Below are 15,935 nucleotides of genomic sequence, written 5' to 3'. Positions count from 1 at the left end.
GGCGTCACTCCCCATGCGCGTCCCCCGTCTGTGCTGTTGTCCGCATGCGCCACGTGCGATCTACGCGGCCGTGTCATTCTGCGGTCAAACCGTGGCACGGCGAAGGGAGTTGGGGAAGTCCGCGCGGCTGGAGGCGCCTGACGAAGCACTCGTCGCAGCGGCTCGGTGTGCCGGCTGTCGGGCGCGCGTCGGCGCCCCCGTTCACAGCGCAGCGGCCTGCCCACGTACCAAGAGGTTCTGCGTGCCCAGGCCGATCGCCAGATACGCGTACAGGGACACGGTCCCCAGCACCCCGGCCCCGGCCTCATGGTCGATCCACAGTCCCAGGCCGAGGTGCGCGCACACCGAAGCCAGCCACAGTCCCGTAGTGGCCGACGTTCCCTTGCGCAGCACCACGCCGTGCGGGTCGCGCCAGACCCGGACGGTCCGCGCCCTGGCCGCCCCGAACCCCGCCGCGACGGCAAGGCTCGCCGCCAGGAGGATGACGGGCAGCGCGGTCAGCGGGTGGTCCTCGGTGACGGAGAGGATTCCGAAGGCGATCCCTGCGACGCCCAGGCACCCCAGGAGCACGGGGGCGATCAGCGAGCCGATGCGCCGCACCGGACGGGTGCGCAGTTGCCGTCGCACCACCAGCCCCACGACCACCACGACTAGGACGAGGGCGGCCTCGCTGTGCGTACTCTGCATGTCAACTCCCCGTTGGTGCGCTGCGCTCGGGCTCCAGCGCCGTACCGCCCTATTCTGCGCGGGCGTCGATGGGGGACTCTGACCGGGGCGCGCCCCGCAATGGCCCCGGCTCCTCACGGCACGGCGGCCTGGTCAGCCGGCACGTGGCCAAAGAGCCGGCCCTGCTCGTCATGGGCCGGGCGCGGCCGGGATGCGCAGCACCTCGTACTCGGCTGGGTTCACCCGCCGGGTGGCCTTGCGGAACTCGACGGTGGTGCCGGGCCAGACCGTGGTGTTGCGGCCCGCGGCGTCCAGGTACCAGCTGTCGCAGCCTCCGGTGTTCCACACGGTGCGCCGCATGCGTTCCTGGAGCCGGTCGTTGTAGGCGCGCACCGCGGAGGGACGGGCGTCCAGCGCGGCCTTTCCTTGCCCGTCACCTGGCCCGTCGTTGTGCAGATCGAGCTGCCGGAGGTAGTCGGCCAGGTAGTTGAGCTGGGACTCGATCATGAGAATCATCGAGCTGTTGCCCAGGTTGGTGTTGGGGCCGACGATCGTCATGAAGTTCGGGAAGCCCGCCGCGCTGGCGCCGCGCAGTGCGGCCATACCGTCCTGCCACTCCTCCGCGAGCGTGGTGCCCCTGGCTCCGGTGGTGCGCCGAGCGATCGGTGTGTCGGTGACGTGGAAGCCGGTGGCGAAGATGATCGCGTCGACCTCGGCCCGCTCGCCGTCGACCGCGGTGAGCGTGGAGCCGTGCACCGCGCGCAGCCCTGAGGCGACGATGCCGACGTTGGGGCGGGCGAGCGCCGGATAGTAGGTGTTGGACAACAGGATGCGCTTGCAGCCGATGCGGTAGTCGGGCCTCAGCACGGCCCGCAGCGCCGGGTCCTTGACGGCCCGGCGCAGATGCCACAGGGCGACCCGCTCCATCATGCCCAGTTCGCGCGGCCGCTTGGTGAACGCGCCGACCTGGAGCTCCCGTACACCCCACAGCACCGCCCGCCGCAGCGCCCCCGCCGCCGGGACCTTCTCCTGCAGCCACTGCTCCACACCGCCGATCCTGCGATCCAGACGCGGCAGTACCCACGGCGGAGTGCGCTGGAAGAGCGTGAGCCGCCGCACCTGGGGCTGGATGGACGGCACGATCTGGACGGCGGAGGCACCGGTGCCGATCACCGCCACACGCTTGCCGCGCAGGTCGTAGTCGTGGTCCCAGCGGGCGGAGTGAAAGACCTTGCCGGGGAACGTCTCCAGCCCTGGAGTATCCGGGACCTTGGGGGCGGACAGCGGGCCGGTGGCGGAGACGGTCATGTCGGCGGTCAGCCTCCCCTGGGCGGTGTCGATCTCCCAGTGCAGTGCGACGGGGTCCCAGCGCAGGGCGTGGACCTCGCAGTCGAAGCGGATGTGCGGGCGCAACCCGAAGGTGTCGGTGACGTGCTCCAGGTAGGCGCGGATGTGCCGCTGCCCGGAGAAGGTGCGCGGCCACCGGGAGTTGGGGGCGAAGGAGAACGCGTACAGGTGCGAGGGCACATCGCAGGCGCAGCCGGGATAGGCGTTGTCCCGCCAGGTGCCGCCGACGGAGCCGGACCGCTCCAGCACGACGAAGTCGGTGATGCCCTCGCGGCGGAGCCGTACGGCCGCGCCCAGGCCGCCGAATCCGGATCCGATCACCGCCACGTGTACGTGCTCACCCGCCAGCTCCGCCATGGCTCGCCGCCTTTCCAGTCCCTTGAAGCCGCTGGAATGCCCACCACGCCATAAAGCACCGGGACGAATACCAGCGTAGGACAGTCGACTTACGAGTGGTATACGACCAATAGCGGGGGTTGCTGGTTTTCGGGTAGCCCAAGCAGAGTTCCCCAACGGATTGGGTGAGAGTTTCTCAGCGGTGCAGATGGGGCGCGTAGTGGTGGGCGGGCGGTCGTGGTGCATGAGTGGGCCGGGGCGGTCGTGTGGGCCTTTCGGCCAGCAGGAGCCCGCAAGGAACCGCAGGGCGATGAGGATCCGCAGGGCGATAAGGATTCGAATGAATTGACGCAGCGCATTTGTTCAAGTAGGCATGGGCGTGCGTGAAAAGGGCGCTGGCGCCCGGATTTCGATCTGTTCTCAGCGAAATGGGCACGAGCCGTTGACGGAGTGCCGAAGGTGTGACTTCATGAGGTGACGGGTTTTCTTGGCGCCTCTTCCATGCCGGGACCACCGCACCGGCTCACCCGACGAGTGCCCGCAAGTATGGACGCGCAATACGCGATCTCAATCTCACCGAATTTCTACACCAAGTTCCTCAGCCATGGTGACCGCAGGCCGCTGGTCTCCCTGTAGGAAAGTGGGTAGTTCATGCCTGACAACAGGAGAGTGCCACCGGACCGGGCGATCGCGGTCGTCGGGGCGGCATGCCGCCTGCCGGGCGGTATCCATGATCTCGACGGATTGTGGGCTGCTCTGGAGGAGGGCCGTGATGTGGTCGGCGAAGTGCCGGCGGACCGCTTCGAGGCCCGCCGGTTCGTCGACACGTCGATGCCGCGCGCCGGCAAGAGCTACACGGCCGCGGGCGGTTTCCTCGCCGACATCGCCGGTTTCGACGCGGCCTACTTCGGTATTTCGCCGAAGGAGGCCGCTCACATGGATCCCCAGCACCGGCTGCTGCTGGAACTGGCCGTCGAAGCACTGGACGACGCCGGTATCGCCGCCGAACGACTGGCGGGTTCTGATGCGGCGGTGTATGTGGGGGTGTCCGACACCTCTTACGGGGCCCTGCAGATGGGGACGCCGGAGGCCGTCAACGCGTACACGATGTCCGGTGGCGCGTCCTCGATCGCCGCGAACCGGCTGTCGCACTTCTTCGATCTGCACGGTCCCAGCATGGCGGTGGACACCGCCTGTTCCTCGTCCCTGGTGGCTCTGGACCGGGCCTGTCGCACCCTGCTCGACGGCAGCAGCCGGGTGGCGCTCTCGGCCGGTGTCAACGCGCTGCTCAGCCCGTACCACTACGTGGGGTTCTCGCAGGCGGCCATGCTGTCGCCGACCGGCCGATGCGCCGCGTTCTCCGCGAACGCCGACGGGTTCGTACGTGCCGAGGGCGGTGGCCTGGTCGTCCTGAAGAAGCTGGCGGACGCCGTGGCCGACGGCGACCGGATCCACGGGGTCATCCTGGGCACCGCGTCCAACAGCGACGGCAGGACCATGGGACTGGCGCTGCCCAACGCGGACGCACAGGAGGACCTGCTGCGCTCGGTGTACGCGCAGGCGGGCGTGGCGCCGGACGAATTGGTCTACCTGGAGGCCCACGGCACCGGCACCCTGGTGGGCGACCCGATGGAATGCCGGGCCATCGGCCGTGCGCTGGGCAGCCGACGAGTCGGCGGGGCACTGGCGATCGGCACGGTCAAGAGCAACGTCGGGCACCTGGAGCCCGCTTCCGGAATGGCGGGGCTGCTCAAGGCGCTGCTCGTGCTCCGGCACGGGATGATCCCGCCCTCTCTCCACGCCTGTCCGCCCAACCCCGACATCGACTTCGCGGGGCTCAACCTCGCGCCCGTCACCCGCTGCCGGCCCGTGGACGCTGTCGACCGGCCGGTCGTCGGAGTCAACTCCTTCGGCTTCGGCGGCTCCAACGCCCATGCCGTGCTCACCTCTTCGCCGGCACTGCCGCCCGCCCCACCGGAGAGTTCCGGTGCCGAGGGGGCGGCGGGGCACGCGGAACCGGCGTACCCGGTGATCGTCTCCGCACGCACGCCGAAGGCCCTGGTCGAGGCCGCCTCGCTGCTCGCCGAACGGCTGCAAACCGTCACCGAGCGGGAGTTCTACGACATCGCCTACACCACCTGCCGGCGCCGCGGCATGCACCCGCACCGCGCGGCCGTACTGGCCCCTCGCCGCGTCGCCGCCGAGCGGCTGCGCGCTCTGGCCGGGCCTCAGCCCGGCCCCGACGAAGCGACGGATGCCTCACCCGCGACAAACGCCCCGCCCACGACGGGCGAGCCGGGACGGCGCGCGCTCGCCCCTGCCCCACGCGACCGCGACCGCGAGCACGAGCGCGACTGCTCGATCGGGACGACCGTCCGGGCCGTCCGCCATGGGCGGATCGCCTTCGTCTTCTCCGGCAACGGCTCACAGTGGGCGGGCATGGCGGCCGATCTCCTCGCGGGCAGTGCGACCTTCCGCGAGGCCCTGACGGCGGTCGACGCCGCCCTGGCCCCGCTGCTGGGCTGGTCGGTCACCGAGGAGCTCACCGTGCCGGCGGACCGGGCGCGTCTGGGGCGCACGGAGATCGCCCAGCCGCTGCTGTTCGCCGTGCAGGTCGGCGTGGTGCGGATGCTGGAGGAACAGGGCATCTGCCCGCACAGCGTGCTGGGGCACAGTGTCGGGGAGGTCGCCGCCGCCCATGTCGCCGGGGCGCTCGACCTGCGGCAGGCCGCCCAGGTGATCGCCGAGCGCAGCCACTGCCAGGCGGCCACCGCGGGCAGCGGCCGGATGGCTGCCGTCGCGCTGCCGCCGGCGGAGGCCGAGGAGGCGGTGGCCGCCTTCCCCGGGGTGGAGGTGGCGGCGGTGAACAGCGGCCGCGATGTGACGGTCGCCGGTCCGGCGGCCGCCGTACGGGAATTCACCGAGAGGCTGACGCGGCGCGGCGTGGTCTGCAAGGAACTCGACCTGGACTACGCCTTCCACAGCGCGGCGATGGACCGGGTCGAGGAGCCGCTGCGCCGTGGGCTGACCGGCCTGCGGCCCGCGGCCACGAGGGTCGCGATGGTCTCGACCGTGACCGGTGGCCGGATAGCGGGCCTCGACCTCGGCGCGGACTACTGGTGGCGCAACGTCCGGGAGCCGGTTCGGTTCGCCTCAGCGGTGGAAGGGGTGCTCGACGACGGCGCGGATGTCCTCGTGGAGATCGGGCCGCACCCCGTCCTGAGGTCGTATCTGCGTCGGATCGCCCACTCCCGTCCCCGGACGGTGATCGCGGTGACGCCCACACTGCGGCGCGGTCTCGACGGGCGGGACGCGATGCACCACGCCGTGACCACGCTCATGGCCGAAGGCGCCCGGCTGGACTGGAGCGGGTACTTCCCGAAGCGGGGCCGGGTGGCGCGACTGCCGGCGTACCCGTGGCAGCGCGAGCGGCATTGGAGTGGCACCCCGCAGACCTGGTTGCGGACCAGTGGCTCGGGCGAGTTGGATCACCCGCTGCTGGGCGAGCGGCTGCCGTCCCCCGTACCGACCTGGCAGGGGGCCATCGAACCCGCGCTGGCGCCGTGGCTGGCCGACCACAAGCTGGCGGGCTCGGTCGTGTTCCCCGCGACGGCCTACCTGGAGATGGCGATGGCCGCCGGCCGCCTCACCCTCGACACGGCGGCGGAAGTGGACTGTCTGGAGATCACCCGCCCCCTGGTCGTGCCCTGGGCGGAGGCCTGCAGTGTCCACGTCCAGCTGGCCATCACCCCGGACGACGGACTGGTGAGCATCACCAGCACCGAAGCACAGGCCCGACGGCCGCGCCAGCACGTACGCGCACGGGTCCGCGCCCTGATCGGTCGGCCGCCGGCGGACCTCGACATCCCCGGCGTACGAGCACGCTGCCCGCGCCCGGTGAGCGGGGCGGAACACTACGAGGCGGTGGAGCGCGCCGGTCTCCACTACGGACCCGCGTTCCAGGTGCTGGACGCACTGCACGTGGGCGACGGCGAGGTACTGGCGGCCTACCGGCACGAGGCGCCCGGCGAGGAGTACGTGGCGCACCCCGCCCTGCTGGACGGGGCACTGCAGGCGGGCGCGCCGCTGATCGCAGCGGAGGTGGCGGCCGGCACGGTGTATCTGCCGGCCGCCATCGGAGCCGTCCGCGTGTGGCGCACGCCGGCTGCGAGCGGGTGGATCCATGTGCGGCAGCGCGCGTTCTCGGCGGGCGAAGCGGGCTGGGACATCGTCGTCACCGACCAGGACGGAACGGTCAGTGTCGAACTGCGGCGCTGCCGGCAGCGCAGGTTCGCTGCGGCCGCCCGCACGATGCTGACCACGCATCACACGGAGTTGCGCGCCCTGCCCGGCGGCTGCGAACCGGCCGTGGGCGAGCCGCCCGCGGCCCCTTCGGACCTCGCGGCGGCCGCCGCCGACCGTATCGCCGCGCTCCGCGCGGACTGGCACGAGATCCACCGGTCCCCCCGCGAGCACGCGTGCGAGAGCGGCTATGCACGGTTCGTGGCCCTGTTCAAAGAGGCCGCCGCCCATCGCCACGCGGCCGCCGTCGCGGACCTGCTCACGGACGTCGCCGCCCCCTTCGAGGTGGCCGACCTCATCGCCGCGGGCATGGCCCCAGGGCGCACGCCCTACCTCATGTGCATGATCCCCGAACTCGTCCGGCACGGACTGCTGGAACAGGACGGCGAACGGCTCAGGCTCACCCGGTCGGCCTTCGACGACCGGGAGCTGCTGCGCCGGCTGACCCTGGACTTCCCGCAGGCGTCCGTCGAGAGCCGGCTGGCCATCAGCAGCCTGCGGGAAGTGCTCACCGGCGACGGCCGGGACCCCGTCGAGATCCTGGTGTCCGACGGCAGCCTCGCCGACGCGGAGCAGCTCTACGACACGGCCGTCACCCTTCGTTTCCACAACCGGGTCGCACAAGCCCTCCTGCGGGAGACGGTACGGAGGTGGCCCGCCGACCGGCCGCTGCGCGTCCTGGAGGTGGGGGCGGGCACCGGCGGCATGACCGCGGCCCTGCTTCCACTGCTGCCGGCGGAGCGTACCCAGTACGTGTACACCGATGTCTCACCGGCCTTCCTGGCACGCGCCGAACGCCGCTTCGCCGCATACGACTTCGTCACCTACCGGCCCTTCGACCTCGATGCCGACCCGGCCGGCCAGGGGCTGTGCGAGGCGGGCTTCGACCTCGTGATCGCCGCCAACGCCCTGCACACCGCGAAGCACCTCGCCTCAGCGGTGCGCCGCGTCGCGACCCTGCTGGCGTCCGGCGGACTGCTGCTGGGGGTCGAGAGCCACGATCCGTACCTGCTGGCGCCCTACTTCGGCACCCTGGACAGTTTCTGGGACCGCGCCGACCTCGAAGAGCGCCCGGATTCCCCGCTGTTGCCCGCGGACCGGTGGCCCACTCTGCTGGAGCGGTGCGGCTTCACGGACATCATCCGCACCGGCGACGACGCGGCCCCCTGCCGCGAGGACTTCTCCGTCCTCCTGGCCGCCGCCCCCAGGCGCACGGTCGTGGCGCCGCCGCTCCCGGCGGACCGGCCGGGCCGCCGGTGGGTCGTCGCCGCGGAGACGGCCGCGGAGCTCGGCTTCGCACGGAGCCTCGCAGCCCTTGTGCCGCCCCCGGACGGCGGCGGCGCCACACCGGTGCGCCTGCTGGAGGAAGGCCCCGTCGACTGGGCGGCGGAGTTCGGGGAGGACGGTGCGGATGTCTGCGTCCTCCTCGGCGAGGCCGCCCAGCCGGACCCCGTCCGGGCGGTGGAACAGGCAACCCGGCGCGCCGCCCTCATGCGTGCGGTCACGGCTGCCTGTGCCCACCTCGCGGACGGCAGCCATGCCTCGCTGACCATGGTGACCCGCCCCAGTGGCGCGCTGCCCCCGCCCGAGCGTGCCCGCTCGCCCCAGGACGCCGCCGTGTGGGGCATCGCACGGGCCCTGGCCAACGAGGAACCGCGGCTGTGCGTCCGCGCCGTCTCACTGGACCGCGGCGGCGAAACCCTCACCACCAACGCCCGTCGTGTCGCCCGCGAGCTCCTCTCGGACCACGTCGAGACCGAAATCGTGATCACCGCGAGTGGCGGCAGATTCGTGCCCCGTGAGCTGGCGATGCCCGCCGCCGGCCCGACGAGGGCGGCCGCACCGGTCGCGGACGCCTTCACGCTGGACGTGCGCTCCCCAGGGCTCTCCTACCAGCTGGCATGGGTGGAGAACACACCCGTCACGCCGGGCCCCGGCCAGGTGGCCGTCACCGTACGGGCGGCCGCCCTGAACTACCGGGACATGATGCAGGCGGTGGGACTGCTGCCGACCGAGGCGCTCGAAGGGACGTACAGCGAAACGGGCCTCGGCCTGGAGTGCGCCGGCATCGTCACCGCCGTCGGCCCGGACGTCACCGGCTTCCGGCCCGGCGACCGCGTGTACGGACTGGCGCCCGCCGCCCTCGCTTCGCACACCGTCACCGTCCACCAGGCACTCGGGCACATCCCCGAAGGGATGGGCTTCACCGAGGCCGCCACCCTGCCCGTCGCGTTCGCCACGGTGCACTACAGCCTCGACCAACTGGCCCGGCTCGGAGCCGGGGAGACGGTACTGCTGCATGGTGGCGCGGGCGGAGTCGGACTCGCCGCCCTCCAGTACGCGCACACGTGCGGGGCCCGCGTGATCGCCACCGCGGGCACTCCCGCGAAGCGGGAACTGCTGCGGCACCTGGGCGTCGAGCACGTCCTGGACTCACGCAGCCTTCAGTTCGTTCCCGGAGTCATGGCCGCCACCGGCGGGCGGGGGGTCGATGTCGTCGTCAACTCCCTCGCGGGCGAGGCGATCACGCGCAGCCTGGAACTGCTGCGCCCCGGCGGCCGCTTCGTCGAGTTGGGCAAGCGCGACATCTACGAGAACAAACCGCTGCTCCTGCGCCCCTTCCGCAACAACATCGCCTTCTTCGGCGTCGACCTCAGCGCCCTCGCCTTCGACCCCGTCCACGGTGCCGCGCTGTTCGCGGCCGTCACCGAACGCGTACGCGCCGGGTCGTACCGCCCGCTTCCGCACAGTGTGTATCCCGCCGCACGCGTGGCCGAGGCATTCCAGCTCCTGCAGCACTCCCGCCATGTGGGCAAGGTCGTCGTCGCCTTCGACCCGCTGGACGAACCCGTCCCCGTCGAACGGCGCGTGCCGGCGCCGCGCCTGGACCCTCGGGGTACGTATCTGGTCACCGGGGGCCTCGGCGGCTTCGGCGCCGCGAGCGCGGGCTGGCTCGCCGAGCGGGGCGTGCGCCACCTCGCACTGGTCTGCCGCCGCGGCGATCAGGCACCCGAGGCCCCGGCCGTGCTGGCCGCACTCGCGGCGCGCGGCGTACGGGCCACCGCGTACGCCGCCGATGTGACCGACCTCCCGGCCATGCGGCGCGTCGTCGAGGACATCGACGCGGGCGGTCACCCGCTGCGCGGCGTCGTCCACTGCGCGATGCAGCTGGAGGACGATCTGCTGACCGAACTCACCGACGAACGGTTCGCGGCCGCGCTGTCCCCGAAGGCGGCGGGTGCCATGGTGCTGGACCACCTCCTCGCCGGACGCGAGCTGGAGATGTTCCTGACGTACTCGTCGGGCACGACCGTCCTCGGCAACATCCGCCAGGCCAACTACGCCGCGGCCAACCTCTGGCTGGAAGCCCTGGTCCGCCGGCGCCGCGACCGCGGGGCCACCGGGCAGGCGATCGCCTGGGGAGCCATCGGCGAAGCCGGCTATGTCGCCCGCAACGAGCTGACGCAGACACTCGCCTCCGCCGGGATCGAATCCGTATCGCTCCACGAGGCCTTCACCGCTGCCGACCTGCTGACGGGCAGTGGCCTGGAAGTGGCAGGTGTGGGCCGTTACAACTGGGGGCGCATGCGCCGGCTGCTGCCCGCTCTCGCGGCACCCCGGCTCTCCCTGCTGTTCCCCGAACACCTGAAGGAAGCCGACCACACCCGGGAGGAGATCCTGCGGGCGCTCGCGGCGATGTCCGTCCAGGACGCGTCGCGCGCCGTGGCCGATGTGCTCGCGCAACTCCTGGCCGAGGTCCTGCACATGGACGCCGAGGATCTCGATCACCACCGGCGGCTGGACGAGTACGGCCTGGACTCGCTCATGGTCGCCGAGCTGCTGGTCTCCGTCCGCAGACGCTTCGACATCGACATCCCGCCCATGGAACTCCTGCGCAGCGGCGGCACCATCACCGACATCGCCCATCTGGTCCTGCTGCGCCTCGGCCTCTCGGGGGATTCCCGGGCGGCCGCCGGCGACGACACGACCGCCCCCGCCTCCTCAGCCGCCCGGGAGGACACGGCATCCGCACCGTTGTCCGCCACCCGGACTCTCCCGGTGAGTCCACTGAACCCGCCGAACCCGCCACCACGCCAGGATCGCTCCTGAGCGACTCGCCGCCTGGCGGCGAGACCCGGCGCCTCACCGAGCTCTACCTCCAGGCCGGCCGCGACGAACGCCTGCGCACCGCGGCCGACCAGTCCTTCGCCGCGTACGACCGGTTGGCCGCGGGCGCGCGCCGGCGGCGGTGTTGCTACTGCCACTTCCAGCCTGACTCCCGCAGGGCGCGGGCGCGTTGCAGGAGCGCTTCGATCCGAGTGGCCGCTTCGGTCGGCTCCCAGTAGCGATCGGACGCGGTCGTCTGGTGGGGATGCTTGCGATAGAAGACGCTCGGCTCCGCTATGAACTCACCCGGTGCCACCGCCTCCGCGGCCAGGAGCAGAGCGACCGTCTCGGCTCCGGACAGCGCCTGCCAGCCGCCCAGCGCCACCACCAGGCGGCGGTGCGCGGCGAAGGTGGTCGCCTGAACGGACAGACGCCGCTCCAGCATCTCGCGATAGAGGCGGGCGGGCTCCAAGGGGCCGTCCGGAGGGTCGCAGGGACCTGGTGCCGTGCTCCCGTCTTCGTGGAGGTCGATACAGGCGGACACGCACCATGGGACGCGTTCCAGGGTCTCGATGTCCCGCTCCAGCGCCCCCGGCAGCAGTACGTCGTCCGCGTCCAACGTCCGTATGAGGTCTCCGGTGGCACGCGCGAGGGCGTGTGTGCGCGTCACCGCTATGCGCGCCCGCAGTCCTGTACCGAATCTGATCCTGGGGTCACTGGGCAGGCTGCTCGCAGGGATACCCGAGGTGCCGTCCTCCTGCACGCACCACTCCCATTCCCAGTCGTCAGGGAGCTTCTGTTCGCGCAGGGATTCATAGGTGTCACCGATGAAGTGGTGGCCGCCTTCGTGTACGGCGGTGATGACGCTGATGGTTCGCATGGAACGGGTCCTGTCGGAGAGGGGTTATCCCGCCCGCGATCATGACATGACCAATGGCCAGGGTTTCACTCTCGGTGCCCCGTGCACCCGCCCGGCCGCGAGCCCTCCAGGGGTACGCGACCCGAACGAATGGCCGAATCGGCAACGGCACTGTGTGCCCATCTACGGGCAACCGTTACGCAACCGCCGGATTGCCGTAATGCGGGGCAGGGAACATCATCGTCCCCGTGCACTGCCGCCCCGCGCTGTCTGGAAGTCCCGTGCCCCTGCTCCGCTCCCTGCCGTTCCCCCGCCGGGTACGGCCCGCCTGGTTCGCTCTTTCGGCGGCGGGCGCGGCGACGCTGCTGGTCGCGGGGTGTGCGGGGACCGGGCAGCCGAAGAGCGCGGGGCAGACCCCGATCGCCTCGGCTCCCGCCCGGCTGTGGCCCGACCGGCCGCCCGCGCCTCCGCCGCCGCCCGACAAGAGCGGCCAGGACGGACCGTCACCCCTCCCCGGGCTGCCCCACCTCCCTTCCGGCAACATCCGTACGCTGGGCGCGATCGACGTCGTCAAGGCGCAGATCACCGAGGACGCCCGCCGGCAGACGCCGGCCTTCGACAAGGCCACCGAGCGCAGGATCGCCCGGTGCGCCGCCGAGCCGAAGCGCTGTCCCGTGCGGGCCGCCGAATACCAGGACCTGACGCACGACGGGAAGGACGAGCTGATCGTCGGCATCGAGGGGGGCGAGCACACGGTCGCGGTATGGGCCTACATGATCCGGGGCGGGGTGGTGAACCGGATCCTGGACACCGCCGGCACACCGCTGTCGGTGGAGGTGTCGGACGGCGACCTGATCATGCGGGAGCCGACCAGCTCGTCCGGGTACGAGATGCGCACCGTCCACTCCTGGGACGACAAGCAGCAGACCATGGAGATCCGGGCGATGGAGTTCGACCGGGCGGTCTCCTCCCCCGTGCCGAGGCGTACGCCGTGAACACCGCCCGGCGGCGGGCCGCACCGCGGCTGCCTTCCTGGACGGCGACCCTCTACTGGAAGTTCGCCGTCTTCATCACCGTCATGTGCTGCACCCTCGCCGCGCTGCTCGGCATCCTGGTGCACGTCCTGGTCGGCCAGCAGACCGAGAGCCAGGCCCGCGGCGCCGCCCTGGACGAACTGGACGGCGCGGTGGCCACCTACGTCGCCGGGGAGCCCCTCGGCCGCAATGCCGCGGTGGATCCGCCGGACCTCCCCCACCACCTCCGCGAGATGGCCGTACACCACAAGGAGCGCGGCACGCAGCTCGCGGACCACCAGGGCCGGCCGGCGATGTGGGCCGTCGCCCCCGTCGACGGCGGCCGGGCGCTGGCGGTACGCCTGGACTACGGCGACCGGGCCGCCGCCATCCGCGGACTGGACCGGGCCATCATCGGCTCCTCCGCCGCCGCGATCGGTGTCACCCTGCTCGTCGGGCTGTTCGGCGTCTCCCGAATCACCCGTCGGCTGCACCGCACCGCGCGGGTCGCCCGCCGGATCAGTACCGGCGACCTCGACGCACGGGTGGGCGACCCCCGCGCCCTGCGGCCCGACCTCGCCCAGGACGAGGCCGCCGCGGTGGCGGCCGCGCTCGATGCGATGGCCGCCACCCTGCAGAACAAGCTGCACAGCGAACAGCGCTTCACCGCCGACGTGTCCCACGAGCTGCGCACCCCGCTCACCGGACTGCACGCGGCCGCCGAGCTGCTCCCTCCCGGCCGTCCGACGGAGATGGTGCAGGAGCGCATCCAGACCATGCGCCGGCTGACCGAGGATCTGCTGGAGATCTCCCGGCTCGACGCCCAGGTAGAACGCGCCGACCTCGACATCCACCAGCTGGGCCCGCTGGTCGAGCGCGCGGTGCGGGCCACGAGGCTGGCGGCGGATGTCGACGTCATCCGGGACGCCCGCGTGGAGACCGACCAGCGCCGGCTCGAACGCGTCCTGGGCAATCTGATCACCAACGCCCACAAGCACGGCCGCCCGCCGGTGGTGCTGACCGTCGACGGCCCGGTCGTCACCGTGCGGGACCACGGCGACGGCTACCCGGACGACCTCCTCGACCACGGCCCCCAGCGGTTCAAGACCCGCTCGGGCGGCAGCCGCAAGTCCGGCCACGGCCTGGGTCTGACCATCGCCGGCGGCCAGGCCCGGGTGCTCGGCGCCACCCTCTGCTTCTCCAACGCCCCCGGCGGCGGCGCGGTCGCCACCCTCCGCCTGACGGCCGAGCGGCAGTCGCAGGAGTAGGGCGCCACGGCGCGCTCCCCCGGTCCCGGGTGACGATTACGGGAACGGCGCAGCCGTAAATTCCGGTGGTCGCGGCGCGCGGCCGGGAATCGAAAAACCCTCCCCGGACTGAACCGAACGCCTGGGCTTCCCGTCTTCCCACGCGGCAACCGAAACCGATGAATCACCTGACCTGACGAACCGCATGTACGCGCCCGAACGCACCACAGCGGGTACCCCTGTCGGCGCTGCCGGACCGCCCCCACGGCGAGGGAATTCCCCACGTTCTGCGCCACATGACTCCGCGTCAACCCCCCACCAAAGGTAGCCCGATGCACCGAGCGTTTCGACGTGTGAGCGTCGCCGCAGTCCTCACCACACTGGCGGCCGCGATGCCGATACTCGTAGCCAGCCCGGCGGAAGCCGCCGCCAAACCCTGCGCCGCCTACCTGAAGTCGCAGGGATATGCCGTAGGGTCAAGAATTCACCATGCCTGTCAGCCTGGGAACGGCTGGTTGGCGAAGCCGGCCTGCGTCGTGCAACTCAGCCGGTTGGGCGTGACGATGCGGCAAGCCGTCAGCGCCTGTGACAGAGCGACACATGAGCGAATACCGAGCTGACCGCCCCAAGGGGACGCAGCGGGACTCGTGCCCGAGTTCCCGTCTCGCCGGCCGTGCCGTGACCCGCCATCACGGCATCAGCACGCGTCCCTTCTTGCTGAAGACGCTTTGAGAAAGAACAAGGAATCGCAGTATGCGCTTCGTCGCGCCACCCGCCTCTCCGGCCACCTTGGGAAAGGGGCCGGGGCAGCCCAGACTGTATGTGCTCGACGGGTTGCGCTTCGTGGCGTCACTGATGGTTCTGTGCTACCACTACATAGCGCTTCGCGACGGTTGGGGCCGAGATCCCAAGGCCTTCTCACCGGAGCTCTACCATGTCGCGCAGTTCGGCTGGCTGGGCGTTGAGGTCTTCTTCCTGATCAGCGGATTCGTCATCTGCATGAGCGCATGGGGACGTCCGCTCGGCGATTTCGTCAAGTCACGGGTTGCCCGCCTCTATCCCGCGTACTGGGTCGCCGTCCTCATGACGGCGACCGTCCTGACGTTGTGGCCACGCGTGCGCAGTGCGGACAGCCTGGAGACCGTACTGACCAACCTCACCATGCTGCAGCAAGGTGTGGGAGTGTCCGACGTGGATGACGTCTACTGGTCGCTCTTCGTCGAGCTGAAGTTCTATCTCCTCTTCGCGCTTGTCGTGTACAAGGGGGTCACCTACCGCAGATGCGTACTTTTCTGCGGCCTGTGGACCGTGGCCGGCGTCATCGCGTTCAAGGCCGAAAGCAACTTCTTGTCCGTGTGGGCGGTCGCCCCGTACTCCCCCTACTTCATTGCGGGAATCGCCTTCTACCTGATGCATCGCTTCCGGCCGACCCTGCTGCTGTGGGCGATCGTCGCCGTGGAGTTCCTCCTGGCGCAGCACTATGTGCGGGGGCGCCTGGTGATGAATCTGGGCGACAAGGCCGCGGTGACGGACACCTGGCCGGCGCGCCTGGGAATCATCGTCGCTTTCGCGCTCATGGCGGCCATCGCTCTCGGCGCGTTCGACAAGGTGCGCTGGAGCTGGCTGAGCACGGCCGGATCCCTGACGTACCCGCTCTACCTTCTGCATATGTACATCGGATTCACGCTGATCGACCTCCTGCGGGATCGGATGCCCGCTCCCGTGCTGCTCACGGCGATCGTCACCCTCATGCTGCTGCTCTCGTATGCCGTCAACCGACTGGTGGAACGACCCGTGGGCAACTGGTTGCGCAACGGGATCGAAAAGGGAATCCAGGAGATGCGCCACGGCTCCCATAAGGAGCAGACCGAAGTACGGTCCTGGCGGCGAGGGGACCGGCAGGTCGGCGCCATGGAGAAGGGGGGCGCCGGCGTCGCGGAGAAGGAGGACGCCGGCGTCGGTACACGTACCTGACTACGGATCGGATCCCCCCTTTTCCAGGGATCTGATCCGTGCCTACGTTGTCCCGGGCGAGCGCGGGTGCGAGCGCCTGTCGGA

At 71.1% G+C, this 15,935-nt stretch carries 7 protein-coding genes; 4 read left to right on the top strand and 3 right to left on the bottom strand.

Annotated features, from left to right (window positions below):
- Positions 1-201 precede the first annotated feature (201 nt).
- Together ACZ5XZ_RS26410 and ACZ5XZ_RS26405 are read right to left on the bottom strand one after the other, a co-directional pair.
- Positions 202-687 carry a hypothetical protein gene (locus ACZ5XZ_RS26410; RefSeq protein WP_468982224.1) on the bottom strand — a complete coding sequence of 162 codons (486 nt, stop codon included), beginning with the start codon at positions 685-687 and terminating at the stop codon, positions 202-204.
- A 168-nt stretch (positions 688-855) separates the two neighbouring features.
- Positions 856-2,370 (bottom strand): flavin-containing monooxygenase, encoded by a 1,515-nt coding sequence (locus tag ACZ5XZ_RS26405; RefSeq protein ID WP_468982223.1) that lies wholly within the window; start codon positions 2,368-2,370, stop codon positions 856-858.
- Between the two features lie 630 nt (positions 2,371-3,000).
- On the opposite strand from ACZ5XZ_RS26405, the gene ACZ5XZ_RS26400 reads away from it, so the two are divergent.
- Positions 3,001-10,761 (top strand): SDR family NAD(P)-dependent oxidoreductase, encoded by a 7,761-nt coding sequence (locus tag ACZ5XZ_RS26400; protein WP_468982222.1) that lies wholly within the window; start codon positions 3,001-3,003, stop codon positions 10,759-10,761.
- Between the two features lie 145 nt (positions 10,762-10,906).
- Here the strand turns inward: ACZ5XZ_RS26400 and ACZ5XZ_RS26395 are convergent, their stop codons facing one another.
- On the bottom strand, positions 10,907-11,638 hold the full coding sequence (locus tag ACZ5XZ_RS26395) for a glycosyltransferase family 2 protein (protein ID WP_468982219.1): 732 nt from the start codon (positions 11,636-11,638) through the stop codon (positions 10,907-10,909).
- A 260-nt stretch (positions 11,639-11,898) separates the two neighbouring features.
- Here ACZ5XZ_RS26395 and ACZ5XZ_RS26390 point away from each other — a divergent pair, with 260 nt between their 5' ends.
- The 3 genes from ACZ5XZ_RS26390 to ACZ5XZ_RS26380 all read left to right on the top strand — a co-directional run bounded on the left by ACZ5XZ_RS26390 (position 11,899) and on the right by ACZ5XZ_RS26380 (position 15,851).
- Positions 11,899-12,612 (top strand): hypothetical protein, encoded by a 714-nt coding sequence (locus tag ACZ5XZ_RS26390; protein WP_468982217.1) that lies wholly within the window; start codon positions 11,899-11,901, stop codon positions 12,610-12,612.
- Positions 12,609-13,898, top strand: coding sequence for a sensor histidine kinase (locus ACZ5XZ_RS26385; protein WP_468982215.1), 1,290 nt, complete (start codon positions 12,609-12,611; stop codon positions 13,896-13,898). Before ACZ5XZ_RS26390 ends, ACZ5XZ_RS26385 begins: the two co-directional genes overlap by 4 nt.
- A gap of 732 nt (positions 13,899-14,630) precedes the next feature.
- The gene (locus ACZ5XZ_RS26380; protein ID WP_468982213.1) at positions 14,631-15,851 is read left to right on the top strand and encodes an acyltransferase family protein; all 1,221 of its coding nucleotides are present in this window, start codon (positions 14,631-14,633) and stop codon (positions 15,849-15,851) included.
- Positions 15,852-15,935: the final 84 nt, after the last annotated feature.

Source organism: Streptomyces sp. NPDC033270, from assembly GCF_055576575.1.
Note: the sequence above shows the minus strand (reverse complement) of the source record. Positions and strands in the feature narration are given on the sequence as shown.